Genomic DNA, 22,339 nt, shown 5'->3' on the forward strand with positions numbered 1-22,339 from the left:
GCGGGGTGAGAATACGATCCCCGTCATGGACTTGCAACTGCCCCAGCAGCTTGAACCGCATAACGCAAAGACCCCCGTCTTCGGACGATTACTGATAAGGCTTCAGTTTGTGCATGGCGCCGGCGAAGAATCCCAGGGGCAGGCCCTCACGACGCAGCAGACCCGTATCGACGACCTTTCCGATCACGATCACGTGGTCTCCCCCGTCGACTTCCTGTGTCACCTCGCAGGTCACGTACGCCAGCGAGTTCGTCAGCACGGGGCTCCCGCCCCGTCCCGGCACCGAGTTCACCTTCAGGAACCGGTCCGCGCCCGACGCGAACAGCGTCGCGACGTCCCGCTGGTCCTCCGAGAGGATGTTGACCGTGAACGACGCCCCGACACCCAGCGCGGCACGGAACGACGACCGCTCGTGCAGGCAGAAGAGCACCAGCGGCGGATCCAGCGACAACGACGCGAAAGAGTTCGCCGTCACCCCGAACAACTCACCCGAATACTTCGCGGTGATCACTGTCACACCCGTAGCGAAACGCCCGAAGATCGCCCGCAGCTCACGCTGGTCAATCACCCCGGCAATATCCGCGGAACCATCCACTGCGTCCGCGGTCCGAGCCGTTTGATTCACCACCATACTTCTCCTCCCATGCCACACCGAGACGTGCGCGAAAAGGATGTACAGGTGATTGCGCGGATTCCCTGGACGGATACCTGGCCCGCGCTTCGAGCAGCAGGCACACTCCGCGCCAATCCCTGACTTGAAACTAGCACGGACACTCGAACGGCATATCAATCCCCGGGATGAAGATCGGGCCTGGATTCGGTATTTCCGCACATGCCGAATTCGACCCAAGGCCGAGTGCCTTGAGTCGCGGTCGCGGCGCGGAGGTGGTGGGGGGTCAGTTCATGGCCGTGGCCCGGCCGGCCGAGCAGGTCATCGGGGAGCGCTCCGGACTCCCCCGCGGCGGCGCCTCCACTGCGGCCGGAGCCGGAGCACCGACACTTGATTCGCCCACTGGGGCTCCCCATGGTTGCCGACAAGGAATTTACTTAGTACCCTAACGATGTAATTCATCCATGGTCAACCTGTTTTTACCAGCCGGTAACCCGCCGGAGAGACTTCATGGTGAGTAAGTGAGAAGCGGAGGTATAGGTGCCGAGGCATAAGCAAAGCGCAGGTGAGAAGCATGCGACGACGGTGAGGGCGGAGCCGGCGTGGCTGCGCCAGAGCATCGCTCCGAAGTTGCGCCTGGCGGCGAAGGAGGCCCGGGCGTACTTCGAGGGAGAGCTCGGAAAGTCCGGCGCCACGTTCGCCACGTGGACGGTACTCGCCACGCTGAAGCTGGAGGGCCCGATGATCCAGCGGAGCCTCGCCCAGTACCTGAGCATCGAGGGGCCCACGCTCTCCCGGCACCTGGAGACGATGGAGCGCCGCGGGTTCGTCGTCCGCACGCGCGACGGCTCCGACCGCAGGGCTGCCACCGTTGAGCTGACCGAGGACGGCGAGGCCATGTACCTGGAGATCGAGTCGATCGCCCTCAGGAGCCAGGAGCAGATGCTCCACGGTCTCAGCGACGACGACGTTTCACAGCTCAGCAAGCTTCTGCAGCAGATCCTCACCAACGTCGGGGCCGACTGAACCGTCCTGCCGTTCACCCGGCCCATCCCAGCAAAGGGCTGTGAAGCGAGCATCAAGCGGGCGAAAAGGATCCGAGCCGGCTGCTTCGGCCCTGTGGCCGAGCAGCCGGCTCAGATGTCTTTCGCCGGGCACGGGGGGCGCGGGGGGCGTCGCACCCCCCGTGCCCGGCAGCTTTCTCACTCCGTGACGAAGTCGCCCATCATCGCCATGTCCTCGTGCTCGAGGTTGTGGCAATGGAGCATGAACGTCCCCGGGTAGTCCGTGAACCGGGTCACGACCTCCACCGCCTCCGCCGGCCGCAGGTCGACGGTGTCCTTCCACCCGTGGTCGAAGGCACCGATCCCGCGGTTGCTCCTCGACACCACCTGGAACTGGTCCAGGTGCAGATGGACCGGGTGGTGGAAGTTGGTGGTGAACCGCCACACTTCGGTCTGGCCCAGCTTGGGCCTGGCCAGCGCGCGCCCGGGCTCGTACTCCTTGCCGTTGATCGTCCAGCCCTGGCTCGACCCGCGGAAGTGGAAGTCGCGGGTGACGACGGCGCGGCTCGGGTCGAGCCTGGCCACCTCGCTGAGCCGCTCGGGCACCGTGGTGTCGTCCTTCGGCGAGCCCGATCCCACATCGAAGCGCATCACTTCGGCTGTCGTGCCGTCACCGAAGCGGTTCACCAGCCGCACCTTGGTGCCCGGCCGGTACCGGGAGAAGTCGACGACCACGTCGAACCGCTCCGCCGGCGCGATCTCCAGCGAGTCGTGCCGCAGGGGCTTCTCCAGCAGCCCGCCGTCGCTGCCGATCTGTACGAAGCCGTCCCCGCCCTCGGGCTTCGGGTCCAGCTCCAGCTTGTACAGGCGGGCGTTCGAGGCGTTGAGCAGCCGGAGCCGGTAGCGCAGCCGCTCCACCGGGTGCACCGGCCACGGCGCCCCGTTGACGAGCACCACGTCGCCGAGCACACCGTTCATGTACGCGTCGGTGACCCCCGGGGTGTGGAACTCCGCGTCCAGCAACGGGTACTGGAACGACCCGTCCGCGGCGAAGGACCTGTCCGTGATCATCAGCGGCAGGTCGCGCTCCGCGCGCGGGAGCGGCAGCCGCTCCTCCTCGTCGTCGTGGACGAGGTGGAATCCCGCCAGGCCCATCCACACGCTGGCGCCGGTGTAGCCCATGCGGTGGTCGTGGTACCAGAGCGTCGCGGCCCGCTGGTCTAGCGGATAGGTGTACGCGCGCGAGCCCGCGGCCAGGTCCATCGCCTTGTGGTCCATGGCCATCCCGTGCTTGCCGCCGGCCATGTCCTGCATCGCCCGGTGCGCGTCGTAGGCGCCGCTCGCGGGCAGGATCAGCGAGGTCGGGTAGCCGTCGCTCGATGCCGGGGTGTGGCCGCCGTGCAGGTGGACCACGACGGGCTGGTCCAGTTCATTGCGGTGCGTGACGACGGTGCGGCGTCCCGAGCGCGAGACGATCGTCGGTCCCGGGAAGGTGCCGCCGTACGTCCACGCCGTGGTCTTCAGCCCCGGCAGGATCTCCAGCCGGGCCGTGCGCTGGGTGATCTCGTAGGTGTCGGTGGTGCCGCTGGTCGAGCTCGGCGCGAGCACCTGCGGCACGGGGAGCGGCACCTGGAACGGCTTGGGCAGATCCGCCCGGCTCTTCAGCAGTCGGCCGGGGAGGCCCTCGCGGACGTACTCCCCCACCAGCGGCCAGCCCAGGGCCGCCGCCGCCCCCACGCCCAGGACGGCGCCGCCGGCTCCCAGGAAGGCACGCCGCTTCACGAAGCCATCTCCGTCTCCCGCTCCGGCAGTCCGGCCGGCCGCGGCGGATCCAGCGGAGTCGTCATCACCCGGTTCGCGAGGACCGCCACGGCCGCCACCAGGGTCACCCCGAGCAGGACGTGGGAGGCCACACTGCGGTTGAGGCCCAGCACCATCTGCCCGATGAGCGCCACCACCACCACGAGCGAGGCCCCGAACACCGACGAGGGGCCGCCGGCGCGGCGTACCAGGAACGCGGCCACCGACATCAGCAGGGCCACCACCACTATGACCCGTCCGACGATGCCGTGGATCTGCAGCATGTCGAAGTGCCCGCCGAGGAAGCCGCCGGCCAGACCCGCCTGGACGAAGAGCAGCACTGCCTGGAGCACCACGGCAACGCGTAGAAGGACGAGGGTTCTACGTAAGGACATCGGGCACCTCAGTGCTTCATTCGTCGGAAAGCCGTACAAATGGACATCATTGAACAGGCCGACAGGGCCAAAGTGATCAAATCGCACGGGTCCACCCCTCGCAACCCCTATCGGGCCGCCCGACCCCTGCTCCCCGCGCCGCGCACCCCTGTTCCGGTCGTGTCCCGGGATAAAGCCCCGCTCAAGCCGCCCTTTCCCGCGTTCCCTTGTCCCACCGCTGGTCCCTACGCTCTCTCGCGGCACCTCAGCCGACTCTGGAGGGTGAACCGATGCCGACGCACACAGATCCGACAACTCCCTGGATACGGAGGATCGTTGCCGCACCCGACAGTGCGGTGAGGCTGGTCTGCTTCCCGCATGCGGGCGGATCCGCCAGCTACTTCCGCGGCCTGGCCCTGGCACTCGCGCCGCACGTGGAAACACTCGCCGTGCAGTACCCGGGGCGTCAGGAACGCCGCCGGGAGGCACCGCTGGAAAGCGTCACCGAGCTCGCGGACGCCGCCTTCGAGGCGCTGAAGGACGTGGCGGACGAACCGTTCGCGTTCTTCGGACACAGCCTCGGCGCCGTCGTCGCCTTCGAGACGGCGCTGCGCTTCGAGGGCCGGCCCGGCGGCCCCGTACGGCTCTTCGCCTCCGCGGGCTGCGCACCGTCCGTCGCCAGGCGCCCGCGGCTGCACCTGGGGGACGACGACACGCTCGTCGCCGAACTGTCCAGGCTCGGCGGCACCGATCCCGCGGCCCTCGCGCTGCCCCAGGCCCGCGCCCAGTTCCTGCCGGCGCTGCGGGCCGACTACCGGGCCGTCGGAATGTACACGGTGGCCCCGGGTGCCCGTCTCACCTGCCCCATCACCGTGTTCCTCGGCGACGGCGACCCGATCGTCTCCGCCCGGGACGCCGTGGCCTGGGACGACCACACCACCAAGGGCACCGATACCCGCACCTTCGAGGGCGGGCACTTCTACCTCGACGGCAAGGCGGCGGAAGTGGCCGCCGAGATCATCGCCGCGCTCTGAGGTTCACACCCACCCATCGCCGTGCTTTCGCTGGGCTTTATCGGCCGTCCGTACCTTCGGATCGTCATCGGTTCCGGCCTCTCGATCGGACGGTGGCGTTCGGGCAGACCACTCCGCACGGCGGGTGGATTCATGGACACATCTCTTGGAGCCGATCGATGACGAGTGCAACCGACCAGGTCCAGCCGGCCGACGTGTGGCGCGAGGCCGATGAAGCGAAGAAGTTCCTCGACCAGGCGGCCATCGAACTGGCGGCGAACAAGGCAGAGCTCGACGCCCTGCTCCGGATCCAGGCCGGCAGCCACGTCCTCGACGTCGGTTGCGGCACCGGTGCCGACGTCCGGGCCATCGCGCTCCGGGTCGGCCCCGGCGGCAAGGTCGTCGGCATCGACTCGAGCGAGCAGCTGATCGCGAAGTCGCAGCCGCCGACCGGGCCTGAGGCCGCTCCGGTCGAGTTCCTGCACGGTGAGGCCGGTGCGCTGCCGTTCGCCGACAACACCTTCGACGCCGCCCGCGCGGAGCGGGTCATCGAGCACGTGCCGGACCCGGCCGCGGCCGTCGCGGAGATGCTGCGCGTCGTGAAGCCCGGCGGGCAGGTGCTCATCACCGACCCCGACCACGGCCTGTGGGCCCCGGACCTCGAGGACCGTGAGCTGACCCGCCGGATCATGAACTGGTGGGGCGACCACGTACCCAACCCCTGGGTGGCCCGTCAGCTGCGCGACCTCTTCGTCCAGGCCGGCGCCGTCGACGTGACCGTGAAGGTGCAGCCGGTGGTCCTCACCAGCCTCGCCGCCGCCAACGCGCTGACCTGGGTCGGCAAGGCGGCCGAACTGGCCGCGCTCCAGGGCGTCGCGGGCAAGGAGGAGGCGAAGGCCTGGGGTGAGGAGATCCTGCGGCGCGACGCCGAGGGCACCTTCCTGATGCTCGGCACCTTCGTGGTCGTCTCGGGGACCAAGAAGTGAGCGTGCCCGGTCCCGGCACGGCGCCGGATCCCAGGGAACTCGTCGAGTTCTGGTTCAAGAAGGGCTGGGCCGGCGGCGACGCGAGCGCGGCGGGCGACGTCTTCTCGCAGGACTTCGTCCTGAACGGGAAGAAGGTCGGTCCGGCCGGGCCCCAGCGCAGTGTGGCCCGGGTGCACAGCGCGTTCTCCGACATCGGGGTCGACCTCGACCTGGTGCTGACGGACAGTCCGTACGTCGTGACGCACTACACCACCACCGCCCGGCACACCGGGAACTACCAGGGTGTGCCCGCATCGGGGCGTTCGATCAGAGTGTCCGGAATTGTGATTTGGAAGATCAGTGACGGCAAGGTCGTGCAGGACTGGAATGCCTTCGACACGGCAGAGGTCGTCGCACAGATAACCGCTTCGAACGACGACGAAAAGTGATGGAGAGGCTGAAATGACGGACTCTGGAGCGGTCAAGCCGGATTTCGATGTCATCATCCTGGGCGCGGGCAGCGCCGGTACTGTTCTCGGCGCCATCCTGGCGAACAAGGACGTACGGGTTCTTCTCATCGACGCCGGTGTGCACCCGAAGTTCGCGGTCGGGGAATCCACGACCCTGTACACCCTGAAGGGGTTCCGGCAGCTCGCCGAGCGCTACGACATCCCCGAGCTCGAGTACCTCACGTCGTACGAGTCCGGTCTGCACAACATCGGGCCGACTTCCGGCGTGAAGAAGCACTTCGGCTTCATGCTCCACAAGGACGGCGAGGAGCCGGACCCGCAGGAGGTCAACCAGTTCAGCCCGCCGTCCAAGGCGCTGCAGACCGGTCACCTCTTCCGGCAGGACACCGACGCCTTCCTCTTCCACACCGCCATCAAGTACGGCTGCGCGGTGCGCCAGGGCTTCAGGGTCGCCGACATCGAGCTCGGCGAGGACCAGGTCTCGGTCTCCGACGCCTCGGGTGAGCGCTTCACCGCCCGGTACCTGGTGGACGGCAGCGGATTCCGCTCCCCGGTGGCCGACAAGCTCGACCTGCGCGAGCCGCCGGAGGCCCTCAAGCACCACTCGCGTTCGCTCTTCACGCACATGATCAACGTGAAGCCGACGGACGAGGTGCTCCGGATGGAGCCCGAGGACCTGCCGCCGATCCCCTGGGTCGAGGGCACGATGCACCACATGTTCGAGCGGGGCTGGATCTGGTCCATCCCGTTCAACAACGAGCCGAGGTCCAAGAACCCGCTGGTGAGCGTCGGCCTGACCTTCGACGAGCGGCTCTACCCCAAGCAGGAGGGGATGACCCCGGAGGAGGAGTTCCGCCACCACATCGCGCGGTTCCCGGCCGTGGAGCGGATGTTCGCCGACGCGGTGACGGTCCGTCCGTGGGTGTCCACCGGGCGGCTCCAGTACAGCTCGAAGGAGACCGTCGGCCACCGCTGGTGCCTGATGTCGCACGCGGCGGGGTTCCTCGACCCCCTGTACTCGCGCGGTCTGACCAACACCACCGAGATCATCAACTCCTTCGCGTGGCGGCTGCTGGACGCGCTGCGCGAGGACGACTTCAGCGTCGAGCGGTTCAAGTACGTCGACACCCTGCAGAAGGGGCTCATCAAGTACAACGACGAGCTGGTCAACGCCTCCTTCATCGCGTTCTCCGACTACGAGCTGTGGAACGCGGTCTACCGGGTCTGGGCCGCCGCCGAGGTGCCGATCAACCTGCGGTTCGACCGGTTCATCGAGCGCTACCGCAAGACGGGCGACGACGGTGTGTTCCGGGAGATGGAGGACGTGGAGTTCCCCGGACTGCTGCTGCCCGACCAGCCCTCGTACAAGGCCGTCTTCGACCAGATGGTGACCCTGTGCGACGCCGTCGAGAAGGGTGAGCTCCCGGCCGCGGTGGCCGGCCGCCGTCTCATGAAGGCCATCGAGGAGTCGCCCGGCATCCTGCGCGGCTTCGGCCTGCAGGACAAGAACCGGCGGTTCATGTTCCCCGGCATGCCCGAGCTGAAGGCCATGTCGGCCTGGCTGCTCGACGACGCCCCGGAGGAGATGCGCTACCTGGCGCCCAAGGACCCGACGCCCGCGGTGAGCGGTGCGCCCGCCGTGCGCGAGGTCATCATCCCGGAGTAGTGCTGTGGGGCGACCAATGCCGAACAGCGGGAAGGGACCGGGCGGGGGCGGACAGCCGGGTGAGGACCTCTTCGTGCGCCTCTCGCGGGGCGCCGTCCACTGCGGGATCTGGGTCCTCACGTTCCTCTACGAGGGACTGCAGGCGCTGGGGGCCCCGTGGACCCCGCAGCCCCCGCCCGAGCCCGCCGGCGACGAGTCGCCGCGGAAGATGCTCGACGCCCCGCCGGAGGGCCACCCTGAGCGGCTCTGCCGCCAGACGCCGATGTCCCCGGCCGAGATCGACATCTGGGCGGGTTTCTACACCGATCCCTGACCTGCGATCCCTGACATGCAATTGCTCCGGCGCGGCCGTCGCCGTCCGGGGTCCCATTCCCCATCCCAACGGAGGACGCGATGGCCAAGCGCCTGTTCACCTCGGAGTCTGTGACCGAGGGCCACCCCGACAAGATCGCCGATCAGATCAGCGACACCATTCTCGACGCGCTGCTCGCCGAGGACCCGACCTCGCGCGTGGCCGTGGAGACCCTCATCACCACGGGCCAGGTGCACGTCGCGGGCGAGGTGACGACGAAGGCGTACGCGCCGATCGCGCAGCTCGTCCGCGACAGGATCCTCGAGATCGGCTACGACTCGTCGGCCAAGGGCTTCGACGGCGCCTCGTGCGGCGTGTCGGTGTCCATCGGCGCGCAGTCCCCGGACATCGCCCAGGGTGTCGACACCGCCTACGAGCAGCGTGTCGAGGGCACCGCCGCGGGCGAGGAGGCCGACGAGCTCGACGGGCAGGGTGCCGGCGACCAGGGCCTGATGTTCGGGTACGCCTGCGACGAGACCCCCGAGCTCATGCCGCTCCCGATCGACCTGGCGCACCGGCTGTCCCGCCGGCTGTCCGAGGTCCGCAAGAACGGGACCGTCCCGTACCTGCGCCCCGACGGCAAGACCCAGGTCACCATCGAGTACGACGGCAACCAGCCCGTCCGCCTCGACACCGTCGTGGTGTCCTCGCAGCACGCCTCGGACATCGACCTGGACTCGCTGCTCACCCCCGACATCCGCGAGTTCGTCGTCGAGCACGTCCTGGCCCAGCTCGTCGAGGACGGCATCAAGCTCGACACCGAGGGCTACCGCCTGCTGGTCAACCCGACCGGCCGCTTCGAGATCGGCGGCCCGATGGGCGACGCCGGCCTGACCGGCCGCAAGATCATCATCGACACCTACGGCGGCATGGCCCGTCACGGCGGCGGCGCCTTCTCGGGCAAGGACCCGTCCAAGGTCGACCGTTCCGCCGCGTACGCCATGCGCTGGGTCGCCAAGAACGTGGTCGCCGCCGGCCTCGCGGCACGCTGCGAGGTCCAGGTCGCGTACGCGATCGGCAAGGCCGAGCCCGTGGGCCTCTTCGTCGAGACCTTCGGCACCGGCACCCTGCCCGACGAGCGCATCCAGGAGGCCGTGTCGAGCGTCTTCGACCTCCGCCCGGCCGCGATCATCCGTGACCTCGACCTGCTGCGCCCGATCTACGCCCAGACCGCCGCCTACGGCCACTTCGGCCGCGAGCTGCCGGACTTCACCTGGGAGCGCACCGACCGGGTGGACGCCCTGCGCGATGCGGTGAAGGCCTAGAGGAGCGCCGCCGTGTCCGACTTCCCCGCGACCGGCACGCTGCTGCTGGCCAACCCCGTGGACGCGGAGTCCGTCACGAACCGGCGGGACCCGGAGTCCGTCACGAACCGGCAGGACCCCGGGTCCGTCACGAACCGGCAGGACGCGAAGCCCCGTCCGCTTCCGTCCGGCCGGGCCCCCGTCGCTCCCCCGGTCCTGGTACCGGTGCTCGGGCTGGCGGGGGTGGAAGACGACCCGCTGGAGGCCCACATCGTGCGCGGCATCGACTGAGCCGCACGTCCTTCCCCCGCTCTTCCGTCTTCCGCTCTTCCTCTCTTCTGTCTTCTTCTCTGCCACCACCTGCACCCCAGCACGTCAGTGAGGCGAACATGGCACGACCTGTTGATCAAGAGCTGGCACCACCGCCGCTGAAGAACGTCCGGTCCCTGACCGGCCTGAGATTCCTGATGTCGATGACGGTGTTCATCTCACATCTCGCGGTGGTGATGCCCGTTCCGTACGTCAACGACGTGCTGAACCTCGCCGGCTCCGGCGGGACGTTCTTCCTCGTCCTGTCGGGCTTCGCACTGACGTGGAGCTTCCGCGGCAACGACACGGCCGGCTGGTTCCTCGGCCGGCGCATGGCGCGCATCTGGCCGACGCTGGTGATCGCGCTCGCGCTGCCGCTCGGCTTCGCGGTCGCCGCACCCGGCACCGACGTCGGCCACATGGTCGGTGCCGCGGTGGCCAGCCTCTTCTTCGTGCAGGCATGGATACCCGGGGTCGTACTGGAGTCGACGAACCCGGTGACCTGGATGCTGTCCTGTGTCGTCTTCTTCTACATGATCTTCCTGTGGGTCGGCCGGTTCGCGCTGCGCCGCTCTCCCCGGCAGCTGGCATGGCTCGCCGTGCTGACCCTGGCCTACGGCTGGGTCATCCGCGTCGCCCTGTGGGTGGCGTACCCGCCGAGCGAACCGCTCTCCCTGGAGCACGCGACGGGGCTGACCTTCGGCGTCTACTCGCCGCTGGGACGCATCCACGAGTTCCTCATCGGCGTGCTGATCGCGGCGGCGATGCGGCGCGGCTGGCGGGTCCCGCTCTCGGTCGGCCAGGTGTACGCGGTGATGGCGGGCGCGCTGGGCGTCCTGTGGCTGCTGAGCGATTCCTCGATGCGCAGCGCGGTCCCCCACGACCCGCTGGACCTGGTGATGGCCCCGATCTACGCCTGTCTCCTCGCCGCCTACACGCAGCTCGAAGTGGACGGCCGCACCTCTCTGTACAGCAGGCCGGCGCTCGTGGCCCTCGGCAAGACCTCCATGGGGATCTACCTGTTCCACTTCACGGTGATCTTCACGGTCGCGGCCATGGTGTACCCGGAGAAGAGCATGGTCGACTTCTTCCTCGATCCGGTCACCCCGGTCAACGCGCACTGGCTGTGGGGCGCGGTCAGCCTGGTGGTCTCCCTGGGGATCGGCTGGCTGGTCCACCGCTTCTACGAGGACCCGATCGAGCGCAGGCTCCGCGGGCTGCTGTCCGCCCGCTCGTCGCATCGGAACGGGTCGGCCACGGCCGGCCCGCAGACGCGGAAGGAGGAGGAAGAGCTGGTGCGGTGACCGCCGCCGAAGCGGCCGACCCAGTACGCGCCCGGGGATCCGGCCGGAGGCCTTCGCCCTGAAGACCTCCGGCCGGATCCCCGTTTTTCCGCCCTCGCCGGCATTCGCGTACGCCCGCCCGTACTCCCCCGGGAGTAACGGGCGCCCGCCGGCCGCCCGCAGCAGTAGCGCTGATCTCGCCCGTACGCGCGACGAGTTGGGACCGGGGCGGTGGAACCCTGATGTTGACCGGATGCTTATACAGGAGGGGAGGCACCCACCATGGGGGCCACAAAGAATCGAACCCGCCAAAGGGCCATCACCTGGGGGGTGTTGGCCCTCTGGGCGATCGTGCTCGCCGTGGCCGTCTCGTTCGCGGGCAAGCTGGGCGACGTACAGCGCGACGGCGCCGTGGACTACCTGCCGGCGAGCGCCGACTCCCTCCAGGTGGCGAAGGTCCAGCAGAAGCTGCCGGGGGGTGAGACGGTCGACCTGGTCATCGTCTACCAGCGGGACGGCGTACTGACGCCGGCCGACCGCGCCACCGCCGACAAGCAGGCCGCCGAGGTCGCCGCCCTGGACGCCGGCCACGACACCGCCAACGGCCCGGCGGAGGCCCCTCAGGGCATCCCGTCCCAGGACGGCACCACCGTGATGTACCCGGTGCAGCTCACGGTGGCCCCCGGCGCCGACGAGGAACTGGCCCAGGCCGCCTTCGTCGAGGAGGCACGGGCGCTGGCCACCGGAGCGGACGGGCTCACCGTCCAGCTGGGCGGACCCGGCGCGCTCGACGTCGACATGGAGGCCTCCTTCGAGACCATCGACGGAACGCTGATGATGGCGACCGTCCTGGTCGTCGCGGTCCTGCTGATCCTCACCTACCGCAGCCCCTTCCTGTGGCTGGTGCCGCTCGCCGTCGTGGGCGGCGCGTCGGCCTGCTCGATGGCGGTGGTCTACGGCCTCGTGCAGGGCTTCGGACTGACCGTCAACAGCCAGAGCGCCTCGATCATGACGGTGCTGGTGTTCGGCGCGGGCACCGACTACGCGCTCCTGCTCGTGGCCCGCTACCGCGAGGAACTGCGCCGCCACACCGACGCGTACGACGCGATGCTCGCCGCGGTGCGCGGCTGCGGGCCGGCCGTCCTCGCCTCGTCGGGGACCGTCGCCGCCGGACTGCTGTGCCTGCTCGCCGCGGACCTCAACAGCAGCAGCGGCCTCGGCCCGGTCGGCGCAGTGGGCGTGGTCTGCGCGCTCGCCGCGATGATGACCCTGCTGCCCGCCGTTCTCGTCCTGCTCGGACGGCGCGTGTTCTGGCCGCTGATCCCCGCGTACGGCAGCGAGCCGAAGCAGCGCCGCTCGGTCTTCGCCGCGATGGGCAGCTCGGCCGGGCGCCGGCCGGTGGCCGTGCTCGCGACCGGCGTGGTGCTGCTCGGAGCCCTGGCGCTCGGGATGTTCGCCCTGCCCGGTGCACTGAAGCAGGAGGACGCCCTCACCGATCCGCCGGAGTCCGTGGTGGCCATGCAGACCCTGGCCAAGGCCTATCCCGAGCGCAGCAGCCGGCCGGTCACGGTGATCGCGCCCACCGACCGGGCCGACGCGGCCCTCGCCTCCGCCCGAGCGGTGGACGGCGTCTCCGGAGCCGAGCAGGGCCGCACCGGAAGCGGTTGGACCGAGATCTCCGTCTTCGCCAAGGACGCGCCCGAGACGAAGGGGGAGACCGCAACCATCAAGGCGCTGCGCGCCGAACTCGATCCGCACGGGGCGTACGTGGGCGGCCTCAGCGCCGAGCAGATGGACCTGGAGACCACCAACTCCCGGGACCGTCTGATCGTCATTCCGCTGGTCATCGTCGCGGTCCTGCTGATCCTGGCGGCCCTGCTGCGCAGCCTCGTCGCCCCGCTGCTGCTCATCGCCGCGGTCGTGCTGGTCTGGGGCGCGGTGATGGGCATCGGAGGCCTCATCTTCGGACCGGTGCTCGGCTTCCCCGGCATGGACCCCGGTCTGCCCCTGCTGTCGTTCGTGTTCCTGGTCGCGCTGGGCGTCGACTACGGGATCTTCCTGATGCACCGGATGCGCGAGGAGGCACTGGCGGGCGCGGAGCCGGCCGAGGCGGCGCTGACCGCGCTGCGGACCACCGGCGGGGTCATCGCCTCGGCGGGGGCGGTGCTCGCGGCGACCTTCGCGGTCCTCGCCGCGCTGCCGCTGGTCCTGCTGGTCGAGATGGGTGTGCTCGTCGCGATCGGCGTACTGCTCGACACCTTCCTGGTCCGCACCTACCTGGTGACCAGCGCGAGCGTCCTGCTCGGGCGCAAGGTGTGGTGGCCGGGCGAGCTCTCGCGCGAGCCGGTGAAGCCCGCGGCGGACCGGGACGCACCGCAGCGGATCGGCGCGGGACGCGCCTGACGATGCGGGAAGCTGGGGGCGGGGCGGCGCGGCCGGCCGGTGGTACGAGGGGACGGGAGGGCGCAGGGTGAACCAGCCGACGCGGAAGACCGGGGAGTCCGGTACGAGCGGGGAGTCCGTGGATTCCGGTACGGGCGCGGGGTCCGGTACGGGCACGGAGTCCGGTACGGGCGGCGGCGGCAGCGGCCGGAGCGGTGAGCGGGGCAAGTCCCGGATGGTCGAGCGGGTCTTCGCCGTGCTCAACCGCGACCCGATGGAAGCCCCCCACCGGCGCCGCACCGACACCGTGATCGCCGCGGCCGTCGGACTGCTCGCCGTCGTCCTCGCCCTGACCGTCGACCGCGAGCGCGTCCCGGACGCGCTCGGCTGGCTGCTGCTGGCCGGCAGCTTCGTCCCCCTCGTGTGGCGCCGGAGCCATCCGCTCGCCGTCCTGCTGATCGTGGTGGCCTGCGTCGGTCCGTACCACGCGCTCGACAACGCCCATGCCGCGCCGCTGCCGGGCTCGCTGATCGCCCTGTACACGGTGGCGGCGTCGGCCCCGCCGCTGCGCACGCTGATGGCCAGCTTCGGCGTCGTCACCGTGGCCACGGTGGTGATGCTCACCTTCAACTCCCACCGGGAACTGGAGGTGCTGCGCATCACCGGGTGGATCCTGGCGGCGGTCGTGCTCGGCGCGCAGCTGCAGATCTACCGGCGCTACATCGCCGCCGTCATCGGACGCGCGGAGCGGGCCGAGCGCACCCGCGAGGAGGAGGTGGGCCGGAGGGTCGCCGAGGAACGGCTCCGGATCGCGCGCGATCTGCACGACCTCCTCGCGCACTCCATCACGCTCATCGGGGTGCAGACCTCGGTCGCGGCCCACGTGCTGGTCGCCAAGCCGGACCGGCTCGACCGCGACGCCGTGGCCAAGGCTCTGGACGAGATCGCCGGTACCTGCCGGGACGCGCGGGCGGAACTGCGCACCACCCTCCAGGTGCTCAGGGGCGACGGCAAGGACCCGGAGGGCCCGCTGCCGGACCTCGCCGCACTGCCCGATCTGGTGCGGGCGGCCGAGGGGGCCGGCGTACACGTGGACCTCGCGGTCACCACCCCCCAGGGGCGCCTCACCCCCGCGACGAGCGCCGCCGCGTACCGCATCGTCCAGGAGTCGCTGACCAACGCGGTCCGCCACGCCGGACCCGCGGCCCATGTACGGGTCGCCGTCGAGCCGTCCGAAACCGCACTGCGGGTCAGGGTCACCGACGACGGCAGGGGACCGCGCAAGAGCACGGCGGCCCCGGGGTTCGGCATCGTGGGGATGCGTGAGCGCGCCCGCAGTACGGGCGGCACGCTGACGGCGGGGCCGCGCCCCGGCGGCGGCTTCGAGGTCCTGGCGACACTGCCGTTCGACGAACGAGAGGCCACCGCATGATCCGCGTACTGCTCGCCGACGACCAGAGGCTCGTACGGGCCGCGTTCGCCATGCTCATCGAGTCGGCCGACGACATGGAGGTCGTCGGGGAGGCCGGCACCGGACTGGAGGCGGTCGCGCTGGCGCGCTCGGAGCGGGCCGATCTCATCGTGATGGACATCCGCATGCCCGAACTCGACGGGATCGGCGCGACCCGCCTGGTCGCCGCGGACGAGGACCTCGCCGGGGTGAAGGTCCTGGTCCTCACCACCTTCGACACCGACGACCACGTGGTCGAGGCGCTGCGGGCGGGCGCCTCCGGGTTCCTGGTGAAGGACATCAAGCCCGCCGATCTCCTCACCGCGATCAGGACGGTGGCGGCGGGTGACTCCCTGCTCTCGCCCGGCCCGACCGCCCTGCTGATCGCCCGTGCCCTGAGCGCTCCGCAGGCGCCCGGAACCGGTGGTCCCGAAGGGCTCTCGGACCGCGAGCGGGAGGTGCTCGTCCATGTCGCGCGCGGCCTCAACAACTCGGAGATCGCCGAGGTGCTGGGGCTCAGCCCGCTGACCGCGAAGACCCACGTCAGCCGCATCATGGGCAAGCTGGGCGTCCGGGACCGCGTCCAGCTCGTCATCATCGCCTACGAGTCGGGGATGGTGAGCCCCGGCGGAGCGTGACCGCGGCCGCCCGCCGGGTCCCGGCGGCATGACCTGCCGGGCCGGGTGACTAACTGCCGCGCAACTTGTGGACCCCCTGTGACCGGCGGATGCGTTCGTAGACTGGATGGAAATGGGGAAAGCTGGGGGAGGAAACATGGCGCTCCTGCACAGGGAAGAAGAATTGGCCCAGTTGACATTTCGGTTGGACCGATGCTTCTCCGGGGAATCGGAGATCATGCTCCTCCAGGGCGCCGCCGGCTGCGGGAAGACGGAAATTCTGATCCAACTCGCGCAGGAGGCAAAAGAACGTGGCGCCGTGGTGCTCCGTGCCACCGCACTTCCGGCGGAACGCGGAATGCAACACGCTGTGCTGCGCCAATTGCTGGCGGACCTTCCCGGCGGCGCACTGCCCGAGAAGTACACGCCCGAGAAGTACGCACACGAGAAGTACGCCCCCGGGACGCATTTCGCGGGAATTCCGTCCCCACAGGAATTCGATACCGTGCTGCGGGAACTGGCGCGCGGCGGCGCGGTCGTCCTGTGCATCGACGACCTGCACCACGCGGACGGTGCCTCGCTGGACCACCTCCTGCACCTCGCCCGCTCCCTGCGGCAGGTTCCGGTACTGCTCGCCCTGGGCGAGACCCTGACCGCGGGCGCGGCGGAACTGTCCGCCGTGCGCACGGACCTCCTGCGCCACCCGGCCTTCACCCGGATCCGGGTGGGCTGCCTGGACGCGCGCGGCACCGCCGGCGTGCTCCTGAAGCACACCGGCGCCCTGGCCTCCCCCGCCCTCGTCACCCATCTGCGGCGCACCACCGGCGGCAACCCCCTGCTGCTCAAGGCCCTCCTGTCCGAGCACCCCGGCCCGGTCGGCGACGCCCGGGAGTGGCCGGCGCCGGTACCGGGCGGCCCGTTCACCGAGGCCGTGTCGACGTGTCTGCAGCGCAGCGGCGACGCCGCCCGGCACCTGGCGACGGCCATCGCCGCCCTCGGCGACGAGGCCACCCCCGAACTGGCGGCCCGGGTGGCCCGCACCACGGCCACCTCGGCGCACCGCACCGTCGCGGTCCTGGACGCCGTCGGCATCACCGAAGGGTGGCGGCTGCGCCATCCCGCCGTCTCCGCCACGCTCCTGGACGACATCGACCCCGAGCGGCGCGGTGCGCTGCACGTCCGGGCCGCCCGGGTCCTGCACGACGCGGGCTCGCGGTCCACCGCCGTCGCCCAGCACCTGCTGGACGCCCGGGGTGCGGCCGGGCACGGCCTCGCCGGCGCGGTCCACGACGAAGGCCCGGCGGACGGCTGGGCGGTGCCCGCGTTGCGCGAGGCCGCCCGCCAGGCGCTGCTGGAGGACGACTGCGCCTACACCGTCGGCTGCCTGGAACTGGCCCGGGAACTGAGCGACGAGGAGCAGGTCCGCTGGGACATCGGGCTCCGGCTCGCGGCCGTCGTGCGCCGCACCGACCCGCAGGCCGCCGAATCCCACCTGGCCGCACCGCTGGAAGGGCTGCGCGCGGGGCGGCTCGGACCGGCGTCGTCGGATCTGCTCGCCGGGCTGCTGGTGGTGCAGGGCCGGATCGAGGACGCCAACGATGCCCTGGCGTACGCGCAGCAGCGGCGCGGATACCGGCCCGCGCCGCAGGACCCGCTGCGGGCGCTGTTCGACGTGTGGAACCCGGGGGACGGCGAAGCCGATGACGCGGCCGTGGAGAAGCAGCTCAAGGACACTCCGCTGACGCACGCCACCCTCGACGCGGTGGTGCAGGCGGTACGCACCCTGATCCACACCGACCGGTGCGACCGGGCGGCGGCCTGGTGCCAGAAGCTGCAGGCGGAGAAGGACGGGGGCCGGGCGCCCGGCTGGTACGCGGCCCTCGGGCTGCTGCACGCGCAGGCCCTGCTGCGGCTCGGCGACCTCGCGGGCGCCGAGCGGGAAGCGGCGGCCGCCGCGGACGCGGTCGCGGGACGCGGCGGCACGCTCCTGTACGGGCTGATCGCCGCCCAGGCCACGGCGCTGACCGCCATGGGCCGGTACGAGTCCGCGGCCGGCCTGCTCGAACTGCCCGTGCCCGAGGGGGCGTTCGGCAGCGTGTTCATCCTGGATCTGCTCAGGGCGCGCGGGCACTACTACCTCGCCACGCACCGCGGGCAGGCCGCGCTCGGGGAGTTCCTCGCAGCGGGACGGCTCGCCTGCCGGTGGGAGCTGGACCGGCCCGGCCTGGTCCCCTGGCGCACCGACGCGGCCGCGGCACTGATCCACCTCGGCGAGTACGGCGAGGCGGAGCGGCTGGCCACCGAGCAGCTGTCCATGCCGGACGCGCGCAGCCCGTGGGTGCAGGGCACCACCCTGCGGGTGCGGGCGGCTACGGCGGCGCAGGGCGAGCGGCCCCGGCTGCTGGGCCGCGCGGTGGAGGAGCTGCGCAAGTCGGGCGACCGGCTGGAGCTCGCCAGGGCGCTGGCCGATCTGGGACGGGCGTTGCAGGCCCTCGGTGAGGGCAACCGCGCCGGCACGATCACCCGCCGGGCGTGGCAGCTCGCGGCCGACTGCGCCGCGGGGCCGCTCTGCGACCAGATCCTGCCGGGCCGTTCGGACACCGGCCGCCGCCCGGTCCGCAGCAGTGGCCCGGTGGCCCTGGCGGGCCCCTCCGGCCGGCTCAGCGGATCGGGGCGGCGCGTCGCCTCACTGGCCGCGCTCGGCTACACCAACCGGGAGATCTCGGCGCAGCTGTACATCACCGTCAGCACCGTGGAGCAGCATCTCACCAGGGCTTTCCGGACGTTGAACATCTCTCGGCGCCAAGACCTCCCCGTTGACCTGCACTACGGGGAACCCGGCGACGGCCCGATCCGGCAGGCGGGTTGAGGGCCGGGACCCGGGTCCGCCACACCCCCGGGCGGACCTCGGTCCAGCCCGGGCGGGGGGCTCCGCTCCGCAGCCGGTCGAGCGAGCGCAGCGCGTACGCCTCCAGCCGCCGGTCACCGAGGGCGGCGGCCAGGCCCACGGCCTGTTCGAAATGGCCCGCGGCCGCGGCCGGCTGCTCCTCCTCCGCGGCCGCGAGGGCGAGCACCCGCCGGGCCTCGTAGCAGCCGCGGGTGTCGCCGGGGGACTCGTGCAGGGTGGGCGTGACGAGCGCGGCCGCGTCGGCCGGCCGGCCGGAGTCGAGGAGCAGGTCCGCGAGACCCGCGAGCGCCCGGCCGCGCCCCACCGCCGGACCGTCGGTGTCGATGGTGTCCAGGGCCCGCTGGTAGAGGTCGCGGGCCGGCGCCGGGCGGCCGCGCTGCCAGGCCAGATCGCCCAGCGAGCACAGCAGCCGGGTGCGGGCTGCGCCGTCGTGTGCGTGCCCGGCCGCATCCAGGGCCAGCGAGTGGGTGTGGTGCCAGTCGTCCCAGGCCGCGAGCGGTTCCAGGAACACCGTCATGACGTCCGCGAGCCGGACGGTCTGCTCCCAGAGCCCGGCGCGGTGCGCACGGCCGGCCAGGGCCACGTACTCGGCCTGCCGGTGGGCGAACCAGTCCAGCGGGTGCACCCCGTCCACGTGCGCGCGGGGCAGCGCCGCCGCCATCTCGTCGGCCGCCACGGCGCACAGCCGGGCGACGGCGGCGTCCACCGAGTCCTGCGGCTCCTCCTCGGCGAGGCGCTCGGCGGCGAGCAGCCGGAACATGTCGTGGCACCATGCGTGCCCGTCCCCGGCGTCGTGGTCGGCGCCCTCCGGCCGGGCCGCGAGCAGGCCCGCTTCCACCACCGACTCCAGGGTCCGCTCCGCGGCGTCCCGGCGCTCCCCGAGCACGGCGGCCGCGGCGGCGACGCCGAACGGCCGGGCGGGGAGCAGGCTCAGCAGCCGGGCGGCCCGCCGGGCCGGTTCCGGCGCGGCGGCGTACACCGAGTGCAGCGCGGTGTAGCAGTCCTCGTCCGCGGCCCGCAGTTCGGCGAGCCGGGTGGTCTCGTCGCGCATGCGTGCGGTGAGCGAGGCGAAGACCGCGTGCGGGTGGGCGGCGAGGCGGGCCCCGACCGCGCGCAGGGGCGCGGGCAGGTGCCCGCACAGCGCGACGAGTTCGGTGAGCTGCCGCTCCTCGGCCGGGTCGGCCGGCCGGGCCGGACCGCCCGAGGCCCAGGCGAGCAGCTGCCGGGCATCGCCCGGGGAGAGGACGCCGAGCGGCAGCAGGCGGCCGCCGAGCCCGGCCGGTGCGCGGCGGGTGGTGACCAGCACCGCGCACCGCGGTGCGAGCGCGCCGAGGGCGGCGAGCAGCGGGCGCAGCTGCGCCGCGGAGGCCGCGTCGTCGAGGATCAGGAGGGTGGCGCGGCCTTCTGCGCGCTGCCTCAGCAGCTCCCGTACCGCGTCGGGCTGCCCGGGGAGCGGCTCCGGGGCCCCGTACGCCTGGAGTACGTCGGCCAGGATCCGGGCGGTGTCCAGCGGCGCTCCGTCGGCGTCCCGCATCCGCACCAGGAACCGGCCGCCGGGGAAGGCCTGCGCCGAGCGGTGCGCGAGGGCCAGGGCCAGCGCGGTCTTCCCGACGCCGGCGGGGCCGTGCACGACGACCGGCCCGGCACCGGGCAGCTCCCCCAGCAGCGCTTCGGCCTGCCCGATCTCCGCCTCCCGCCCGGTGAACAGCCCGTCGGGCAGCGGGATCCCGACCGGTTCGGCCGCCTGGACGCGCTCCCGGACCCGGACCTGCGGCGGTGCGCCCCCCGGGGTCAGCAGGGCGGTGTCGCCGGTGAGGATGCGGCCGTGCAGCTGCTGGAGCCGGCGGCCCGGTTCGATGCCCAGCTCGTCCACCAGCGTCTGGCGCAGCCTGCCGAAGGCGTGCAGGGCGTCGGCCTGGCGGCCGGTGCGGTAGAGCGCGACCATCAGGTGGGCGTGGAAGTCCTCGTGCAGGGGCAGCTCGGTGCAGAGCGACTGCAGCTCCCCGAGCAGCTCCCGGTGCCTGCCCAGCTGGAGCTCGGCGCGCACGCGCTGCTCCAGGGCGGCGGTCCGTACCTCGGTGAGCCGCACCGCCATGCTGTGGAGCAGGGTGCCGTGCGGGGTGTCGGAGAGCAGCGGGCCGCGCCACAGCGCCAGCGCCTGGCGCTGCAGATCGGCCGCGGCCTCGTGGTCCGCACGCTCCATCGCCTCGCGGCCGCGCTCGTGCAGGTCCTCGAAGACGGTCAGGTCGAGCCGGCCCGTGCCCAGCCGCAGGAGGTAGCCGGGGGAACGGGTGACCAGTACGTCGCGGCCCAGGTCGGGGTCCACGTCCTTCAGCAGCTTGCGCAGCTGGGAGACGTAGACCTGCAGGGTGGTCATGGCGGTGCGCGGCGGTGCGCCGCCCCACAGTTCGTCGATCAGGGCGTCGGCCGAGACGACCTCGTTGGCCCGCACCAGCAGAGTGGCCAGCACCACGCGGATCTTGGCGGCCCGGGGGGCGCGTGCGTCCTCCCCCGCCGTCGAGTTGACCTCAAGCGGCCCGAGAACCCGGAAAAGCATATGGACCCGCTCCGTCGCTGTTAGCACCTGAGCGCCCGGCCGGATGGCCCCGGGCACATGACGGTCCGCACCGGAGCACCGCGGCGCTCCCGGTTGCGGACCGGCGGAGCCGTGTGACCGGCCCGCCGCACCGCCGCACCTCGGCGGTCAGAAGTCCTCCACCACCGTCGCGACCGCTTCCAGGACGGCGCGGCCGGCCTGGGTCAGCGTCAGGGCGACCGGAACCTGCCGGCGTCCCTGTCCGTCGCGCCCCGGCAGGCCGGCCACGGCCGCGCAGCGCAGCGCGAGGTGCGGTTCGGCGTAGCCGCGGAAGTTCACCCGCAGGGAGCCGAGCGTGCTCCGCGACGGCGCCAGGCCGCAGGCCCGGCCGGCGGTGAGCAGTGAGGTCTGGCGCAGTGTCTCCAGCTGGACGAGCGCGGGCACATGGCCGTTGCCCGGGTAGCCCGCCGGGGATCCGCCCGCGTGCACCGGAGCGTGTCCGTGCACGGACACGCTCACGGACAGCCGGCCGTGTTTCGCCTCGGACGGACTGTGGATCAGCACGTCGCCCGGGTGGGCACGGGCCACTTCCGCGGGACGGATCGCGGCCCCCGCGCCTCCCGCGCCCGCCGCGCCCGGCCGTCGCGGGCCCGGGATCACCGGGCGGCTCTGCGCACGCTGGATGCGGTGCGCCACCGGCGGCAGGAAGACCACGCTCGCGGTGGCCGTGCCGCACGCCACCCCGTCCATCTCCAGGGCGGTACGGAAGTCCAGTGCGCGCGGCACCGAGTCGATCACCTTGCCCGGACGCACGGCCATGGTCGTGGTGAGCCGTCCGGGACCGCGGCCCAGCCGCCACGAGGCGATGTCACCGGTCTCGATGGCGTACCGGTAGAAGATCCCCGTGCGCTCGGCGGGCACTGCGAAATGGGTCTGCCCGATGAACTCGCTGACCTCCCGGACCATTTCGGCGGCGGCCTGCAGATCGTGGAAGCGGCTGCCGTGACCGTCGCCCAGGAGCGGAGGGACTACGGGAAGTTCACCGGTGAGGACGAACTCCTCCTCGGTCTCCGTCCCCTCGTCCAGGCGGCCGGCCGGGCTCCACGGCTCCCACGTCCGGGCCCGGTGGACCAGTCTGCGGGTGGCGCCGCGGACGCTGCCGGCGTCCCGCCACGAGCCGGCCCGTACGGCCTCTTCCAGTTCTTCGACTGCGTCGACCTCGTCGACGAGCATGCTGTCGAGCACGCAGTAAACCCCCGTCCCTGCCGCTGCTGCGCGGTTCCCTAGGTGGGTGGCCGCGGCAACAGGGTGGCCGTGGGTGCAGCCCGCGGCCAGGAAATGGCGTTGGCAGCAACC

The 22,339-nt window shown here is 71.6% G+C and carries 18 protein-coding genes; 13 read left to right on the plus strand and 5 right to left on the minus strand.

The features are described 5' to 3' along the window. Positions 1-88: 88 nt before the first annotated feature. The gene (locus NLX94_RS38115; RefSeq protein ID WP_254387886.1) at positions 89-631 is read right to left on the minus strand and encodes a flavin reductase family protein; all 543 of its coding nucleotides are present in this window, start codon (positions 629-631) and stop codon (positions 89-91) included. Positions 632-1,195: 564 nt separating this feature from the next. Here NLX94_RS38115 and NLX94_RS38120 point away from each other — a divergent pair. Further along, the gene (locus NLX94_RS38120; protein WP_254387887.1) at positions 1,196-1,636 is read left to right on the plus strand and encodes a MarR family transcriptional regulator; all 441 of its coding nucleotides are present in this window, start codon (positions 1,196-1,198) and stop codon (positions 1,634-1,636) included. Positions 1,637-1,812: 176 nt separating this feature from the next. Here the strand turns inward: NLX94_RS38120 and NLX94_RS38125 are convergent, their stop codons facing one another. Both NLX94_RS38125 and NLX94_RS38130 read right to left on the minus strand, forming a co-directional pair. Beyond that, complete coding sequence (locus NLX94_RS38125) at positions 1,813-3,396, minus strand: multicopper oxidase family protein (RefSeq protein WP_254387888.1); 1,584 nt, start codon at positions 3,394-3,396, stop codon at positions 1,813-1,815. Then, a complete protein-coding gene (locus NLX94_RS38130) occupies positions 3,393-3,809 on the minus strand; it encodes a hypothetical protein (RefSeq protein ID WP_254387889.1) in 417 nt (138 codons plus the stop codon). Before NLX94_RS38130 ends, NLX94_RS38125 begins: the two co-directional genes overlap by 4 nt. 269 nt (positions 3,810-4,078) lie before the next feature. On the opposite strand from NLX94_RS38130, the gene NLX94_RS38135 reads away from it, so the two are divergent. The 12 genes from NLX94_RS38135 to NLX94_RS38190 all read left to right on the plus strand — a co-directional run bounded on the left by NLX94_RS38135 (position 4,079) and on the right by NLX94_RS38190 (position 18,408). After that, entirely contained in the window at positions 4,079-4,822 is a 744-nt protein-coding gene (locus NLX94_RS38135; protein WP_254387890.1) for a thioesterase II family protein, read from the plus strand. 158 nt (positions 4,823-4,980) lie between these two features. Then, positions 4,981-5,787 carry a methyltransferase domain-containing protein gene (locus NLX94_RS38140; protein ID WP_254387891.1) on the plus strand — a complete coding sequence of 269 codons (807 nt, stop codon included), beginning with the start codon at positions 4,981-4,983 and terminating at the stop codon, positions 5,785-5,787. After that, positions 5,784-6,215, plus strand: a complete 432-nt coding sequence (locus tag NLX94_RS38145) for an ester cyclase (protein WP_254387892.1) — start codon at positions 5,784-5,786, stop codon at positions 6,213-6,215. Before NLX94_RS38140 ends, NLX94_RS38145 begins: the two co-directional genes overlap by 4 nt. Before the next feature lie 13 nt (positions 6,216-6,228). Next, positions 6,229-7,902: an NAD(P)/FAD-dependent oxidoreductase gene (locus NLX94_RS38150; protein WP_254387893.1), complete on the plus strand. Its 1,674-nt coding sequence runs from the start codon at positions 6,229-6,231 to the stop codon at positions 7,900-7,902. Positions 7,903-7,918: 16 nt separating this feature from the next. Continuing rightward, complete coding sequence (locus NLX94_RS38155; RefSeq protein WP_254387894.1) at positions 7,919-8,215, plus strand: DUF6059 family protein; 297 nt, start codon at positions 7,919-7,921, stop codon at positions 8,213-8,215. Positions 8,216-8,295: 80 nt separating this feature from the next. After that, positions 8,296-9,519 (plus strand): methionine adenosyltransferase, encoded by a 1,224-nt coding sequence (gene metK, locus NLX94_RS38160; protein WP_254387895.1) that lies wholly within the window; start codon positions 8,296-8,298, stop codon positions 9,517-9,519. Between the two features lie 12 nt (positions 9,520-9,531). Beyond that, positions 9,532-9,789, plus strand: a complete 258-nt coding sequence (locus NLX94_RS38165; protein WP_254387896.1) for a hypothetical protein — start codon at positions 9,532-9,534, stop codon at positions 9,787-9,789. 98 nt (positions 9,790-9,887) lie between these two features. Further along, a complete protein-coding gene (locus NLX94_RS38170; protein ID WP_254387897.1) occupies positions 9,888-11,111 on the plus strand; it encodes an acyltransferase in 1,224 nt (407 codons plus the stop codon). 261 nt (positions 11,112-11,372) lie between these two features. Then, entirely contained in the window at positions 11,373-13,493 is a 2,121-nt protein-coding gene (locus tag NLX94_RS38175; RefSeq protein ID WP_254387898.1) for an MMPL family transporter, read from the plus strand. A 214-nt stretch (positions 13,494-13,707) separates the two neighbouring features. Next, entirely contained in the window at positions 13,708-14,904 is a 1,197-nt protein-coding gene (locus tag NLX94_RS38180; RefSeq protein WP_254387909.1) for a sensor histidine kinase, read from the plus strand. Beyond that, on the plus strand, positions 14,901-15,560 hold the full coding sequence (locus NLX94_RS38185) for a response regulator transcription factor (protein WP_254387899.1): 660 nt from the start codon (positions 14,901-14,903) through the stop codon (positions 15,558-15,560). The genes NLX94_RS38180 and NLX94_RS38185 overlap by 4 nt, the downstream gene beginning before the upstream one ends. A 136-nt stretch (positions 15,561-15,696) precedes the next feature. Further along, the gene (locus NLX94_RS38190; RefSeq protein ID WP_254387900.1) at positions 15,697-18,408 is read left to right on the plus strand and encodes an AAA family ATPase; all 2,712 of its coding nucleotides are present in this window, start codon (positions 15,697-15,699) and stop codon (positions 18,406-18,408) included. Here the strand turns inward: NLX94_RS38190 and NLX94_RS38195 are convergent. Both NLX94_RS38195 and NLX94_RS39550 read right to left on the minus strand, forming a co-directional pair. Beyond that, positions 18,305-21,004, minus strand: a complete 2,700-nt coding sequence (locus tag NLX94_RS38195) for an AfsR/SARP family transcriptional regulator (RefSeq protein ID WP_254387901.1) — start codon at positions 21,002-21,004, stop codon at positions 18,305-18,307. The genes NLX94_RS38190 and NLX94_RS38195 overlap by 104 nt on opposite strands. 147 nt (positions 21,005-21,151) lie before the next feature. Next, the gene (locus NLX94_RS39550) at positions 21,152-22,228 is read right to left on the minus strand and encodes an AfsA-related hotdog domain-containing protein (RefSeq protein ID WP_254387902.1); all 1,077 of its coding nucleotides are present in this window, start codon (positions 22,226-22,228) and stop codon (positions 21,152-21,154) included. Positions 22,229-22,339 lie beyond the last annotated feature (111 nt).

It is taken from the genome of Streptomyces sp. TBY4 (assembly GCF_024213195.1).
Lineage (GTDB): Bacteria > Actinomycetota > Actinomycetes > Streptomycetales > Streptomycetaceae > Streptomyces.